Origin of the sequence: Cryobacterium sp. 10C3 (genome assembly GCF_034314285.1) — a bacterium.
Taxonomy (GTDB): Bacteria; Actinomycetota; Actinomycetes; order Actinomycetales; family Microbacteriaceae; genus Cryobacterium; species Cryobacterium glucosi.
On record NZ_JAVIWF010000002.1, the window covers coordinates 2257377 to 2271840 of the forward strand.

At 65.2% G+C, this 14464-nt stretch carries 13 protein-coding genes and 2 pseudogenes; 10 read left to right on the forward strand and 5 right to left on the reverse strand.

Going from position 1 to position 14464, the window contains the following annotated elements; genetic code table 11:
- Positions 1-14: 14 nt before the first annotated feature.
- From RGU41_RS11645 to RGU41_RS11655, 3 genes and pseudogenes are all read right to left on the reverse strand, one after another.
- Positions 15-2325, reverse strand: a pseudogene (locus RGU41_RS11645) (heavy metal translocating P-type ATPase).
- Positions 2325-2645, reverse strand: a complete 321-nt coding sequence (locus RGU41_RS11650) for a heavy-metal-associated domain-containing protein (protein ID WP_322136275.1) — start codon at positions 2643-2645, stop codon at positions 2325-2327. Before RGU41_RS11650 ends, RGU41_RS11645 begins: the two are co-directional and overlap by 1 nt.
- Positions 2646-2739: 94 nt before the next feature.
- On the reverse strand, positions 2740-3069 hold the full coding sequence (locus RGU41_RS11655; RefSeq protein WP_134558771.1) for a metal-sensitive transcriptional regulator: 330 nt from the start codon (positions 3067-3069) through the stop codon (positions 2740-2742).
- A gap of 665 nt (positions 3070-3734) precedes the next feature.
- On the opposite strand from RGU41_RS11655, the gene RGU41_RS20915 reads away from it, so the two are divergent.
- From RGU41_RS20915 to RGU41_RS11680, 6 genes and pseudogenes are all read left to right on the forward strand, one after another.
- Positions 3735-4016 carry a DUF4395 family protein gene (locus RGU41_RS20915; RefSeq protein WP_416173184.1) on the forward strand — a complete coding sequence of 94 codons (282 nt, stop codon included), beginning with the start codon at positions 3735-3737 and terminating at the stop codon, positions 4014-4016.
- A 206-nt stretch (positions 4017-4222) separates the two neighbouring features.
- The gene (locus RGU41_RS11660; RefSeq protein WP_322136276.1) at positions 4223-4687 is read left to right on the forward strand and encodes a hypothetical protein; all 465 of its coding nucleotides are present in this window, start codon (positions 4223-4225) and stop codon (positions 4685-4687) included.
- Between the two features lie 551 nt (positions 4688-5238).
- Positions 5239-5766 carry a M23 family metallopeptidase gene (locus RGU41_RS11665; RefSeq protein WP_322136277.1) on the forward strand — a complete coding sequence of 176 codons (528 nt, stop codon included), beginning with the start codon at positions 5239-5241 and terminating at the stop codon, positions 5764-5766.
- 512 nt (positions 5767-6278) lie between these two features.
- Positions 6279-7097: a M23 family metallopeptidase gene (locus RGU41_RS11670; protein ID WP_322136278.1), complete on the forward strand. Its 819-nt coding sequence runs from the start codon at positions 6279-6281 to the stop codon at positions 7095-7097.
- A gap of 80 nt (positions 7098-7177) precedes the next feature.
- Positions 7178-8106 (forward strand): annotated as a pseudogene (lgt, locus tag RGU41_RS11675) (prolipoprotein diacylglyceryl transferase).
- Positions 8103-8348: a hypothetical protein gene (locus RGU41_RS11680; protein WP_322136279.1), complete on the forward strand. Its 246-nt coding sequence runs from the start codon at positions 8103-8105 to the stop codon at positions 8346-8348. Before lgt ends, RGU41_RS11680 begins: the two are co-directional and overlap by 4 nt.
- Before the next feature lie 52 nt (positions 8349-8400).
- Here the strand turns inward: RGU41_RS11680 and RGU41_RS11685 are convergent, their stop codons facing one another.
- Entirely contained in the window at positions 8401-8958 is a 558-nt protein-coding gene (locus tag RGU41_RS11685; protein WP_134558764.1) for a hypothetical protein, read from the reverse strand.
- Positions 8959-8965: 7 nt separating this feature from the next.
- The gene (locus tag RGU41_RS11690; RefSeq protein WP_322136280.1) at positions 8966-11392 is read right to left on the reverse strand and encodes a heavy metal translocating P-type ATPase; all 2427 of its coding nucleotides are present in this window, start codon (positions 11390-11392) and stop codon (positions 8966-8968) included.
- A gap of 894 nt (positions 11393-12286) precedes the next feature.
- Between RGU41_RS11690 and RGU41_RS11695 the strand changes: the two genes are divergently transcribed.
- The 4 genes from RGU41_RS11695 (at position 12287) to RGU41_RS11710 (ending at position 14461) form a co-directional block, all read left to right on the forward strand.
- A complete protein-coding gene (locus tag RGU41_RS11695) occupies positions 12287-12880 on the forward strand; it encodes a DUF305 domain-containing protein (protein WP_322136281.1) in 594 nt (197 codons plus the stop codon).
- Between the two features lie 140 nt (positions 12881-13020).
- A complete protein-coding gene (locus tag RGU41_RS11700) occupies positions 13021-13386 on the forward strand; it encodes a BlaI/MecI/CopY family transcriptional regulator (RefSeq protein ID WP_243013566.1) in 366 nt (121 codons plus the stop codon).
- A complete protein-coding gene (locus RGU41_RS11705) occupies positions 13383-13508 on the forward strand; it encodes a hypothetical protein (protein WP_322136282.1) in 126 nt (41 codons plus the stop codon). The genes RGU41_RS11700 and RGU41_RS11705 overlap by 4 nt, the downstream gene beginning before the upstream one ends.
- 11 nt (positions 13509-13519) lie before the next feature.
- Positions 13520-14461: a M56 family metallopeptidase gene (locus tag RGU41_RS11710; RefSeq protein ID WP_322136283.1), complete on the forward strand. Its 942-nt coding sequence runs from the start codon at positions 13520-13522 to the stop codon at positions 14459-14461.
- Positions 14462-14464: the final 3 nt, after the last annotated feature.

Genomic DNA, 14464 nt, shown 5'->3' on the forward strand with positions numbered 1-14464 from the left:
TGCTGCGCTGGCCATCAGGCGTGGGTAGTCGACCGCTCCGCTGCCGTACTCGTGGAGCGAGAGGGGTCAATGGCCACGTCAAGCCCGCGGAATCCGCGGAGCCGGAGGCTGTTGCTGACCACGAAGATCGAGGACAGCGCCATTGCGGCGCCGGCGATCAGGGGGTTGAGCAGGCCGAGCATGGCGAGCGGGATCGCGGCCACGTTGTAGGCGAAGGCCCAGAACAGGTTCGCCTTGATCGTGGCGAGCGTGCGCCGGGACAGCCGGATGGCATCCGCTGCCGCGACGAGGTCGCTGCGGATGAGGGTGAGGTCGCTCGCCTCGATCGCGACGTCGGTGCCGGTGCCCATGGCGATGCCGAGGTCGGCGGTGGCGAGCGCGACGGCGTCGTTCACGCCGTCGCCGACCATGGCAACGACCCGGCCCTGCGCCTGGAGCGCACGGATGACCTCGGCCTTCTCAGCGGGGAGAACCCCGGCGCGCACGTCGTCGATGCCAACCAGGGTGCCGACGCTGCGGGCGATGGTCGCGTTGTCCCCGGTCAGGAGCACCGGGGTCAGGCCCAGGCGGCGGAACTCGGTGATCGCGGCGGCGCTCGTGTCCTTGACGGTGTCTGCAACGGCGAGGATGCCGCGGGCCACCCCGTCCCAGGCCACGGCGACACTCGTCTGACCTTGATTCTCACAGGCGGCCAGAGCGTTAGCCAGTTCGGGCGGGAAAGCGATGGCGGCGTGGTCGGTCAGCCACTGCGGGCGGCCGACCAAGACAATCCGGCCGTCGACGACAGCTTGCACACCGAGGCCGTCTGCGGATTGGAACGATTCCGCCGTGGGAAGTACGGCGATCCGGTCACGCGCGCCGGAAACGATGGCGCGGGCGACCGGGTGTTCGGAGCCCGCTTCTGCGGCGGCCGCGAACGCCGAGAAGCTCAACTTCACTGAGGGCGCCGATGGGTACGACCGCGACGAGGGTCATTTGCCCGGTGGTCACGGTGCCCGTCTTGTCGAGCACGATCGTGTCGACGCGCCGGGTGGACTCCAGGACCTGCGGGCCTTTGATCAGGATGCCGAGCTGCGCGCCACGGCCGGTGCCGACGAGCAGGGCCGTCGGGGTGGCCAGCCCGAGCGCGCACGGGCAGGCGATGATCAGGGTCGCGACGGCGGCGGTGAAGGCGACGACCGGTCCGGCGCCCAGGCTCAGCCAGACCACGAGGGTGCCCAGGGCGAGGGCGATCACGATGGGCACAAACACTGCGGATACCCGATCCGCCAGACGTTGGACATCCGCTTTGCCGGTCTGGGCCTGCTCGACGAGGCGCCCGAGTTGGGCGAGCTCGGTGTCGGCGCCGATCCGGGTAGCCCGGACGACGAGCCTGCCGCCCGAGTTGAGAGTCGCCCCGACAACGACGGCGCCCGGACCGACTTCGACCGGAACCGCTTCGCCGGTGAGCATGCTCGCGTCGATCGCCGACACGCCCTCGACCACGACACCATCCGTTGAAATCTTCTCGCCCGGGCGCACCACGAACAGGTCACCGACGACGAGCGAGGAGGTCGGCACGATGGTTTCGACGCCGTCGCGGAGGAGTGCGGTTTCCTTGCTTCCCAGCTCGAGCAGCGCACGTAGTGCCGCGCCGGATCGTTTTTTGGCGCGTGCTTCGAAGTAGCGTCCAGCAAGGATGAAGACGGTGACCGCGGATGCGACCTCGAGGTAGATCTCGCTCGCGCCACCATCAGCTCTGGCCGTGAAGCTGAATGCCATGGTCATACCGGGCATGCCCGCCGTACCGAAGAAAAGCGCGAAGAGCGACCAGCCTAGGGCGGCCAACACACCGATGCTGATGAGCGTGTCCATAGTGGCCGCACCGTGCCGAAAGTTCGTCCAGGCGGCCCGGTGGAACGGCCAGGCACCCCAGACGGCGACGGGTGCAGCCAGAGTCAGGGCGAGCCATTGCCAGTTGATGAACTGCAGCGGCGGAATTGCCGACATCGCGACGACCGGCGCTGCCAGAATCGCGGAAACGATCAGTCGTTGGCGGAGACTGGCGACGTCTCGGTCTTGCTGGCTCGGGGCCTCGTCGGCAACTGCCTCCGGCGGTTTCGGACGCTCGGCCGTGTATCCGGTTTCTTCGATCACGGCGATCGCCTGAGCGACAGTCGTGCCCTCCGGCACAAAGACGCTGGCCTTCTCGGTCGCATAGTTCACCGTGGCCTCGACCCCGGGCATGCGGTTGAGCTTCTTCTCAATGCGCGCAGCACACGAGGTGCACGTCATCCCGCCAACAAGAAGGTCGACGTGTTCGCCGCCCATCCGGACGCCGCTCATCAGGACTCAGCGACCAACTCGTAGCCGGCCTCGTCGATGGCCGCGGCGACAGCCGTGCGATCGAGCAGGGCGCCGGTAACAGTGACGAGGGAGACTCCGCCGGGGACGAGGTCAACGTTCACATCCTCAGGGCGAGCCAACTTGCCGATTTCCTTCGTCACGCTGGCCACACAGTGTGAGCACGTCATTCCCAGCACCCGAAAGGTGTTCGTCGCCCCGTCGGCCGGAGCGGCGGCCTGATTGGCCCTGGACTGAGTGTGTGTCCCGCAGGCGCAGGAGGCGTCGGTCAGGCCCAGGTCGTTTACTGTGGTTTCGCTCATGAGTGATACGTCCTTTCGGTTACCCCAACGGGGTATATTCCCACTATACCCCTTGGGGGTACCAAAATGCCACCGGGTCCGGTACGCGCGACGATTACGAACGCACTAGGCGGGCGATGGCGTCGTAGGCTTCCTTGATTTTGGCCTCTGCCTCGTCTCCACCGCGCACCGCGGCGTCGAGCACACAATGGTTGAGGTGGTCGTTGAGGAGTCCGAGAGCCACTGACTGCAGCGCGCTGGTCATCGCAGACACTTGGGTGAGGATGTCGATGCAGTATTTCTCGTCAGTGACCATGCCTTGGAGCCCGCGGGCTTGGCCCTCGATTCGACGCAGCCGCTTCAGATAGTCGTCCTTGTTGGAGATGTAGCCGTGCGGTCCGCTATGGAGCTCCGCACCCGCAGGTGTTGCGCTCACGTTTGTCATGGCTGGTTTACCCTTCCTTCGCACGATCGTTCATACCCCCTATGGTACAGGACGTTGGATCCCCAATACGGGTCTCAGAGCGTCGGGCATGACGACCGTGGACACAGCCCAGAAGATCGCTGATGCCGCCTCACACCTGGCGATCGCCGCGGTCAGGGATGGCTTGCGAGTGCACTGCGCGCACGGGCCGTGAGCATGCGACTTTGGAGACAAACCCGCGCACCTGCCTGCGCGCCACACCATACGACGCATCGCTGATTTTCGATCTCAGGCTCAGGATGCGGCTTGTCGGCCTGCCGCAGGAGATCCGATGACCGGGGGCTTTCCAGTCTGGGCCCGAACCCTTTGCATGATCCTGTGACCGAGCGGCACTAGCCTAGCGACACGGCAGACCTTCAAAGCGGCGCAAGTGTTCACTGTCCATAACCGCATGGGACTGTCTATGTCCAACACTAAGGAATTGAAATGGCGGCCTTGAGAGAATTCACGAAGACCAACCTGAATAAACAGGGATTTGGAGGTCTCGATGATGACGCCAAGTCCTGTTACGCAGGGCCCCTACGATTCACTCCGGCAGTAGGCACCGTCCTAATCCTTGTCGGATTGGCTCTACAGTCGCCTATCTTTCTTGGAGTGGGGGCAATCGTTCCCCTCACCGGGGCGTTATTCCCTCGTGGCATGATTCTCGATTTGGTTTACAACTTGGGCGTACGCCACATGTTTCGCGCGCCCCCGCTTCCCCCACGCCGCGTCCCCGGCAGTTTTCCTACCTCCTGTCCACCGTGCTCATTGCCGGTTCAGCCTTGTCCTTCTACTACGGAGTGTCAGCGTTGGGATTCGTCCTGGGAGGAGCGGTCGCTCTGGGAGGCACGATACTCACCACCACTCATTGGTGCCTCGGATCGTGGTTCTACAGACTTCTTTTCCCCCACGCAGCGACAAGGTAACCGGCGGGAACGCGTTCACAAGGCCATTATCCACAGCTTGAACACTCCCCGGACAGCCACCACCACCAACACCTATCAGCCTGAATTCTCCTGCGGCTGCCGCCCGGCTCAGGAAGTTGCCAGCTGGCTGCGAGTTCTCCGCGTACGCTAGGGGGTATGTGCTGGCTTTTCGCCGGCGACGCGGACACGGGAGAGGAGAGTCGCGCATGTCTCGACGCTCCGGTACTTCCGGTTCCCGACCACGCGCTCTGAGTCGTGCCCTCGCCGTTTCGCTGGCCCTCGTTGGCGTGCTGGTTAGCCTGCTCGCCTTGCATTCGATGCTCGACGCCCATGACGGTGTTCAGGGAGCGGTCGCCGGAGTCACTCAATTCTCGGCGCAGAATGGCGAGACCCCGGCCGTTGCGGACAACGTCTTAGCGACGTCGGAGGATCGGGTCGGCCCGCTGTCGGCGCTCAATACCTGCGGCACGGACTGCGCAGTGGGGTGCGCTCTGATGGCGGCAGGGTGCATCGTGCTGATCACGGTGGTCGCCATCGTCCTCCTTCTTCGGCGCCCTGCTCTCTTTCAGACGCTCAAGGACGGTGGCGGTGGCCTTGTCCGCGTCGTCGCCGAGATCCGCAATCATGTGTACTTTCCCTCACTGACACTTTTGTCGATTAGCCGTATCTGATCACGGTCATTGGCGGGGATATTGGTCTCCGTTCGCCTTCGGCGACGATCCGCACTGCTGTGTGCGTACACCCGGATCACGTCCCGATTGACCCGTCACTGTCACGGGTCCGGTCCCTCGAACCCTGAGCGGACCCCACATCGTTGGTCTTCACATGCTCCCCGCCTTCGGCGAGATTTCGGACACGTCTTATGCATTCCTCAGCGTCCCCGCGCTCCCACACCCATCGTGCTCGAGTTCACGACTCGGGCCGTCCAACCGCCTTCGGTGCGCCGGCTGAGCCGGGTACCCGCCGCGCTCGTCGCGAGTCGGAGCGTCCGCGCCGGGCTGCACCGCCGAGACAATCCACGGCTCCCAGGCGCCCGCACCCGTCCCTTCGACACCGAGTCGTAGCCTGGTCAGCGCTCCTCGCTGTTACCCTTCTTGCGGTCACGACGTCTCTGCCGGCGGTGGCGGTCTCAACGGAGGCGTCGACCACGGTGCCCTTTGTTCCCAGTGCTGCACGGCAGGGTGTTCAGTACTCGGAAGTCAGCAGCACTGTCGCAGCCGGCGTGATCACGCGCGACGGTTACTCGGTTCAAGTCATACCCAAAGTCGTCCCTAAGAAATCGTCGAGCGCCGGGCTCTCGGTGCGGTCGCTTGGCGGCCGCGATACCGGCCAGCTCCTCGGTCAGGCGTGGGCGCTCCCCGTGGCCGGATTCATCAGCGACCCTTTCGGACCGCGACTGGATCGACCCGTCGAAGGCGTCGGGCTTTTCCACGAGGGAACCGACCTGGCCGCCTCGTGCGGCACCCCGGTCGTCGCCGCCACCGGTGGCACCGTCGTGTTCGCTGCTTCGAATGGCAGCTACGGGAATTGGATTGTCATCGACCACGGAAACGGCGTCCAAACCGGATACGCCCACAACAGCAAAATGCTCGTCAGTGTCGGACAAAACGTCACCGCGGCCGAAACCATCTCCCTAGTGGGCACTACCGGTGCGTCCAGCGGCTGCCACCTCCACTTCGAAACCCACGTCGATGGCACCCAGATCGACCCGGTGCCGTTCATGAGCGCGCGAGGAGTCACTCTTGGTTGACTCGGCCGCACGTCGAGGTGGTCGCCTGGCTTCTCGTGAACCCGCGGCTCAGAGTCGCTCTTCCAAGCCGGGCCGCCCGACATGGGTCGCGGTCCTGACGGCACTGGTCCTTATTGCCTTCACGGGCATTCCGGCGCCAGCCCAAGCAACCGAGTACCCATCGTGGGGAGACGTCCAGAACGCCCGAAATAGTGAAACCGCCAAGCAAGCCCAGATCACTCAGCTCACGGATCTTATCTCGGCGTTGAACACGCAAGTAGAGACCGCGAAATTACTTCAGGCCCAGCGCAGCAGCAGAGTTCGAGGCTGCCCAGGGAGCGTTCGACCAGGCGAACTACCGTGCCGGCCAGCTCCAGGGACAGGCCGACGACGCCACTCAGCGCGCCGACGCCTCCAAAAAACAGGCGGGGCGGCTGGCATCGTCCTTGTCCCGTTCCGGTGGCGCCGACCTGAGCCTGACGCTCCTCCTCAATAGTGGGAAAGCGGACGAGTTGTTGTCAGAATTGGCCCGGATGGGCAAACTCACCGAGCAAACCGACGGGATCTACAAGAAGGCGGCCAGCGAGAGGAATTCCGCGCAAGCCTTGACCGACCAGGCCACCGTGGCCAAGAGCATTCTCGCTAGCCTCTCCGAAAAGGCCCAGACGGCCCTGGTAGAAGCCACGGCGGCCGACGCCGCACTGCAGGCGAAACTTGCTGAACAGCAAGACAATGCGACCACGATGGCGGCTCAACTCGTGGTTTTACAAGAAAACCGTCAGGCGACCGAAGCGGACTTCACCAAGGGCGAACAAGCCCGGGCTGCGGCTGCGGCAGCGGCGGCAGCGGCAGCAGCCGAGGCGGCAGCCGCTAGCGCCGCTGCGAACGCGAAAGCACATGGCAGTGGGACCGGCAGCGGGCGCGATTCGGGGCAGCTGAGCGCTCAGGGCTGGGCTCTTCCCGTCTCCGGTTGGATCAGCGACCCCTTTGGACCCCGACCGAATAAGCCGGTGGCCGGGGTTGGCCCCTTTCACTACGGAACCGACCTGGCAGCAGCGTGTGGCCGATCTGTGCGTGCGGCGACGGGCGGGACCGTCGTGTACGCCGGGTACCTCGGTTCCTACGGCAATTGGATCCTGATCGATCACGGCAACGGCGTTCAAACCGGCTACGCCCACAACAGCGTTCTCCACGTCAGCGTCGGCCAGAGCGTCGGCGCCGGCGAAGTGATCTCTGACGTGGGCACGACCGGCGCGTCAAGTGGCTGCCATCTCCATTTCGAAGTTCGCGTCGATGGCGCACGCATTGATCCGCAACCCTTCATGAGCGCGCGAGGCGTGACCCTGGGCTAACACTTCCCGAGCCTCCCGCACCTATCTGTTTCGAATGTTCCCCGCGCACCATCACCACCCCGAGAAAGCCGAACGAGTCCATGATTCTCTTCGCCAGCATCCCCAGCCCCGACATCAGTTTCTTCAGCATTGGTCCGCTCCGGATCCACTTCTATGCCCTGTTCATCCTCGCCGGGATCGCGGCCGCGGTGTGGCTGACGTCCCGGCGCCTCACCCGACGCGGAGGCGAGCCCGGCCTCGTGCTGGATATCGCGCTGTGGACGGTGCCCCTCGGCATCGTGGGCGGCCGTCTGTACCATGTCGTGACTCATCCGGGAGACTATTTCTTTCCCGGCGCCGACCTCTGGAAAGCTCTCTACGTGTGGGAGGGGGCCTGGCCATCTTCGGGGCGGTACTCTTCGGGGCGGCCGGGGCGTACATTGCGTGTCGCCGCTCCGGGCTGCGTTTCCTCTCGTTCGCCGATGCGCTCGCACCGGGGATGCTGCTGGCGCAAGCCATGGGGCGCCTGGGCAACTACTACAACCATGAACTCTTCGGGGCTCCCACCACGCTTCCGTGGGGATTGCAGATCGAATCGACCAACCCGGCGTTTCCGGCCGGACTGCCGGCCGGAACCCTGTTCCAGCCGCTTTTCCTCTACGAGATCCTCTGGAATCTTTTCGGCGTCGCCGTTCTCCTGCTCGTCGAACGACAGTTCAACCTCCGCTGGGGGAAAGCGATCGGCCTGTACCTGCTCTGGTACGGGATCGGTCGCACCTGGCTGGAGGCACTTCGCCTCGACCCGACCGAGTTCCAACTCGTGGGCCTGAAGATCAACATGATCACGGCGATGGTCATCGCCCTCATCGGGATCGTACTTATCGTCGTGCAGTCGCGACGCCATCCAGGTCCCGAGAACAGCCCGTACCTTCCGGGGCGAGCCTGGACGCCGCCGACGCCCGGCACGAGCGACCCGGCACCCAGCGCCCCGGCCGGCCCCGCGTCACCGGACGGCACGGGGAACCCATGACGCCCGACAGTACCGCCCAGGACAGGTCAGACAGCCTCAAGCGTCGACGACGCCTCTTTCTGAGATCAGGGCAGCTGGTGATGGTTGCGGGGGTCCTGATTGCTGTGACTCACTGGCTCGGGCACCTGGACCCGGCGACAGTGACGCATCCCCCGGTCTGGATTGAGCTCCTGGTCAGCTATCCGGTAGCGGCCGTTGTTGTGATCATCGGCGCCAACCTGTCATCGCACAAACCCAAGTGAATGGATGCCGGCCCGGGCCCAGCTCGGCCGTTCCAGGTCAGTCCCGGATTTATTAGTGGACCCATGCGAAGGATTCCTCGAACGTTTCCCGACCCTCGTCGTCATCGAACACGTTGGCGACGAGGTGGGTGAGGAACAGTGCGAATCCGATTGCGATTTCGCTGAATTGGGTTCCGTCGAACGGCCCGTACCAGGACACCGTGCACGGTCCTTCCGGGTCAAGGTCCAGGCGGTTCATCGAGGCTCCCTCGGGCGAGGCCAGGATGAGGATGCGCACGGAGATCCACGGGGGCATGCCGCCCATGATGTCTCCGAGGGCGATGCCGTCTGCCGCGTGGCCCGACAGTGCCAGCGACAGGAGCACTGCGAGGTCCGCGGTGACGTCGTCACCGGCCTCGTAGCGGAGGTAGCTCTCCCGATCGTTGGATACGAGTTGGATGGCGTCGGGCGCCCACGCCAGCTGGCGATAGGCGAGGATATCGAGGATGGCACGGACCAGGTCGGTGAGGACCTTGCCCGCGGTCACCGCGTCCGTGACGCCGTCATACTGAGGCTTTCCGGCATCCCAAATCGTGCGAACCGCGTCACGGGTAGTAGGGATGCGGGTCACAGACAACTCACTCCTTGGCGCTTTCAGCGGGCTGTGGCAGGCGAAGGCGCTTCAGCATCAGCGCGTTGACAGCGACAATCACGCTGGAACCGGACATCGAGATCGCCGCGATCTCCGGGGTCAACCGGATGCCGAACCCGGGGAAGAAGACACCGGCGGCGATTGGCAGGGCGATGGCGTTGTACCCGATCGCCCAGCCGAGGTTCTGACGCATCTTCCGCACGGTTCCCTTTCCGATGCGCAACGCGACAGGGATATCCAACGGATCGGAGCGCATCAGGACCACGTCCGCCGTGTCGATGGCGACGTCGGTGCCTGCCCCGATTGCGATCCCCAGGTCGGCCTGCGCCAATGCCGGGGCGTCGTTGACGCCGTCGCCGACCATGGCGACGCGTTTGCCGGCGGCCTGGAGTTCCGTGATCTTCGCGGACTTGTCTTCGGGCAGTACCTCTGCCATCACGGTATCGATCCCGAGCTGGGAGGCGATGCGTGCGGCGGTGGCTTCGTTGTCTCCGGTGAGCATGACGACCTGGATGCCGGCGTCATGCAGGGCCGCCACGGCGGCAGCAGCGGTCGGGCGCACGGCATCCGCCAGTGCAACGACGCCGGCAGCCTTGCCGTCCACGGCGAGCAGGACCGCGGTGCGTCCCGTTGACGCGAGCGCATCGCGTTGGACCTTGACTGGTTCGATATCGACGCCTTGCGCGGTCATCAATTTGCGGTTTCCGACCAGCACCCGACGCCCACTCACCGTCGCCCCAGCCCCGTGCCCGGGTACGTTCTCGAAGTCGACGGCGTCGCCCACGGTCACGCCCCGACCAGCGGCGAAGCTGGCCACCGCAGCGGCAAGCGGATGCTCCGACTCGCGCTCCACGGCGGCAACGAGTGCCAAAAGCTCGTCCTCGTCGATGCCGATTGCGACGAAGTCGGTCACTTCCGGCTTGCCCTGGGTGAGGGTGCCGGTTTTGTCCATCACGACGGTGTCGATCCGTGCGGCTGTTTCCAGCGCGGTCGCGGTCTTGAACAAGACGCCGCGTTTGGCGCCGAGGCCGGTCCCGACCATGATCGCCGTCGGGGTCGCCAGGCCGAGCGCGTCCGGGCAGGTGATGACGACTACGGTGATCGCGAACAGCATCGCCGCCGGCACGGTTGCGCCTGCCAGCAGCCACACTGCCAGGGTCACGATTCCGCCGATCAAGGCCACCAGTACGAGCCAGAACGCCGCCCGGTCGGCCAGGCGCTGGCCGGGAGCCTTGGAATTCTGCGCCTCCTGCACGAGCGCGACGATCTGGGCCAGTGCGGTGTCCGCGCCCACCTTCGTCGCCCGGACCCGGAGGGTGCCCGTGGTGTTCACGGTCGCGCCGATCACCGTTGAGCCGGCCGTCTTGGCCACGGGAAGACTCTCCCCGGTGACCATGGACTCATCGATATCCGAATCACCGGACTCGACCGCGCCGTCGGTGGGGACCTTGGATCCCGGACGCACAAGCATCAGGTCACCCGGAACAACCTCAGCCGTCGGAATTTCAACGGGTTCCCCGTCGCGGATCACGAAGGCCTGCGAGGGGGCCAGCTCGAGCAGGGTGCGGACGGCGTCATTCGCGCCGCCCCGCGCTCGCATCTCGACCCAGTGCCCCAGCAACACAAAACTGGCCAGCACGGTGGCGGCCTCGTAGAAGACGTCGCCGCCGCCGGTGAGGGTGACCACGACGCTGTAGAGCCAGCCCGCTCCCACGCCGACGGCCACAAGCACCATCATGTCGAGCGTTCTCGCCCGCAATGCCCGGTAGGCGCCGTCGAAGAAGATCCATGCGGAGTAGAAGATCACCGGCAGTGAAAGGATCAGGGCCGCAACGTCGTCACGGAGCCCGAAGGGTGCCGGAAAAGTGAACCCAATGACCTCGCGACCGATCGGCGATAAAAGCGTGATCGGAACGGACAGGACTGCGGCCACCAGGAACCGGTTGCGCATATCCCTGATCATGCTAGCCATCGTCATAGAGCCATGGCCGCCGCCGTGCCCCATGGCGTCCTGCATCGTCCTCGTCGGAGGCGCCGCATGCGCGGTGTGGGCAACCGAGGGTTGCTCAGTGCTCTCCGATGTCGCGCTGGAATGTGCAGGCGCCGTGACCTCGGGAACTGCATGGGCCGCGGCAGGGTCTGGGGTGGCACTGTTGGCGGCAAGCGGGTCGCAAATGTGATCCGGTACGGACTTCCCATCGCAGTGGTACCCGCACTCGCGCACCCATTGGGCGAGGTCATCGACCGATGTCTGCCTCGGGTCGAAAGTGATTGTCGCCGTCTGCGCGACGACGTTCGTGTCAACGCCCAGCACGCCGGGGCGTCGCGACAGGACCGTATCCGCGACGGCTTTGGATGACGCCCACCCCACGCCCCGTACTTGCATGATCGTGGTTTCGGTCGACTGGCTCATTCGAACGATCCTCTCTGAAACATAGATAGTGCCCGGCGCCGGTTCGCTGTGTCCCCGATTGCCGATACCCACCATCTTATACCCCCTAAGGGTATCCGCGTTCATGCGACCACCTCGATGAAGCAACGGGGCGCTTTTCTCCGCGTTGCGAAGCTGGGCGTTTCTTCGGGGAATTTGGTCGGCTCTCTCAGGCCACGGGGAGCATCCGTTGGCTACAGTGTGAGGATTGCCACGTCCGAACCGCGACGGGAAGAAAGCGACGGGAAGAAAGGGGACAGCGTGGTGGACGCCCAGGCACGTGTGCGCGCATTATCGGCCGCGCGGCTGCGCCGTGCGCTCCTCGGAATCCTCTCCCTTGCAGCCGTTGTCTTCGGCTTGGTGGCGATGCATGCGGAAATGGCGGTCGAATCCGAAGCCTCACCAAATGCCCACGCCATGCTTGCTGCGCATTCAGACCCTTCAGCCGCAAGCACCGAGGACTCAAAACTCGATTCGGAATTGGCCTCTTTCCACGGGACGTCGAACCTGCCGTCGACGTGTCTCGGCATGTGCACCGCCGATTGCCTCATGACAGGGTCCGCCTGTACTGCCGGCCCTATCGCGCACTCCCCCAATTCTGCAGCCCAACACGCAATTCCCATCGTTGTTGACCGCCCTGCTGAGCGCGCAGTTCCCGCTCTGGCGCGGCGCCTGCCTCTACAGCGACCACCCTCGCTGACAGTCCTGTCGATCAGTCGCGTCTGATCAACGGCCAGCAGCGCGTTTGCACCCGGCACGGGCGCACACTCTCCGTTCCCGACTTTTCCGTGACTCGCTCTGCCCGCGAGCACCTTCCTAACCTCCGGATCTCCCCTCGTGGACCAGATTCCCCCCTGTCTGACAGATTGGACTCCCATGATTTCCCTTCGCCTTCCCCTCCTGGCCGCCACCGCGCTAGCCGCGGCAATCGCCCTGTCCGCGTGCTCGGCTGGCGCCACCACGGCCGGCGGCGCCAGTACATCCGCATCCTCCGCCCCCGCCGCATCGACGGCGGTGTTCAACGATGCCGACGTCTCGTTCGCCATGCCGATGGTCGACCACCACCAGCAGGCGATCACCATGGCCCAGACCATGCTCGACAAGACCGGGGTCGATCCTCGTGTCACCGCTCTCGCCGAGCAGATCAAGGCAGCCCAAGGGCCGGAGATCACGATGATGAACTCCTGGGTCACGGCCTGGGGTGCGACCGCCACCAACATGCCTGGAATGGACATGAGCTCCGGTTCCATGACCGATGGCGACATGGCCGCACTGGACGCCGCGACCGGCCCGGCCGCCGACAAGCTGTTCCTTGAGCAGATGATCCAGCACCACCAGGGCGCGATTGACATGGCCAACGTCGAGCTCAAGGACGGGCAGAACCCGGAAGCACAGGCGCTGGCCACGAAGATCATTGCCGACCAGACGGCGCAGATCAAGCAGATGCAGGACATCCTCGCCACCCTGTAACCGCCCCGCCAACAGGCCGCGGAGCGTCATCGGCGCTCCGCGGCCCCGGGCGCCTAATTCCCTTAGGTGACTAGGATTAGATTGACCTTCATTTTCTGGTCCGTTCGCGAGTTACACCAACACTTTGAAGGGGCTCGACCATGGCGAAGTTCGGTGATCTGGAAAACGCGATCATGAACGAGGTCTGGCAGGCCGAGAACCCGCTCCTGGTACGGGAAATCCTCGACCGACTCAATCGCGGGCTCGCCTACAACACCGTGCAAACGGTCACCGAGATCCTTAACCGCAAGGGCTGGCTCAGCAAGGAACGGGACGGCCGCGCATTCCGCTATGGTCCCGCCGCCACCCGGGACGACTACGTGTCAGGACTCATCCGCGAGGCGCTGTCCTTCGCCGACGACCGGGCGGCAGCACTCGTAGGCTTCGTCGACGAAATGCCCAACGACGAAGCAGCAGAACTCCGCCGGCTGCTGGCCGCTGCGCATGAGAATGAGCCGCAGCCGTGATTGTCGCGATCACCCTGACCCTCTACGCGATCACGCTCTCCGTCGCCGCACCCCCACTCCTGCTGCGAGCGAACTGGGTTGATCGCGCCCCCGGCTGGCTATCGCAACCTGGCAGGCCCTGACGGTCGCGGTCGTGGGTTCTCTCGCCCTCGCCGGCCTGTCCTTTGCGATTCCGATCGCCGGCCTCGGCGGGAAGGGCCCAATCGAGGTCCTGCAATCCTGCGCAATGGCGCTGCAGCAGCAGTATTCGACACCGACCGGAGCCGCCGTCGGTATCGGCGGGGCGCTGCTGGCTGGCACTGTTGTCACCCGCAGTTTCTGGGGCCTGGCCTCTACGGGCGCCCGGATGTCCCGAGAGCGCAATGCACATCGTCGCGTTCTCGACATGGTCGGGCGCCCGGATGCCGATCGCGACATCGTCATCCTCGAATCGGCGGAAGCGGCCGTCTACTGCATGCCGGGAATCCACCGGCGCACCGTCGTCACCACGGCCGCACTGCATGCCTTGACGGACGAAGAACTCGTCGCGGTTTTGGCGCACGAGCGCGCACACCTCGCTGAGCGGCATGACCTCGCCCTGGCCTTCTCCGTGGCACTGTCCCAAGCGTTTCTGAGGCTCCCGCCTTTCCAGCTGGCCGCGCGCGAGACGGCCCGCCTGGTCGAACTTCGTGCCGATGATGTCGCGGCTGAACGAACGCACCGGCTCACGGTTGCGGCAGCGCTCCTGGCCGTCGTTGCCGTGCCCCCGCACGCGGTGCCGGCCGTCGCACTCGGAGCGGCAGGACCTGGGGCTGCGGCCCGGGTTCGCCGGCTCCTTCCTCCGCGCCAGTCAGTGGGCCGCTTCCCTGTGTGTGCGGTGTCGGTAGCGATCGCGCTCCTGCTGATCGCGCCCGGACTGGCCCTCGGCTGGCCGGCCGTCACAAGCGCAGATCACGCGTTTTGCCCCGCTGAGCCGGCAACCAGCCTGTCGGCATCCCTTTCTCCAAGATCCGGCAGCGCGCCCGCGCCGGCAACTCCCACCATGCACACCCCGTGTGCCGTCGACAGCATGGACGAGGGTCGCTTCTCCAGCTGACTC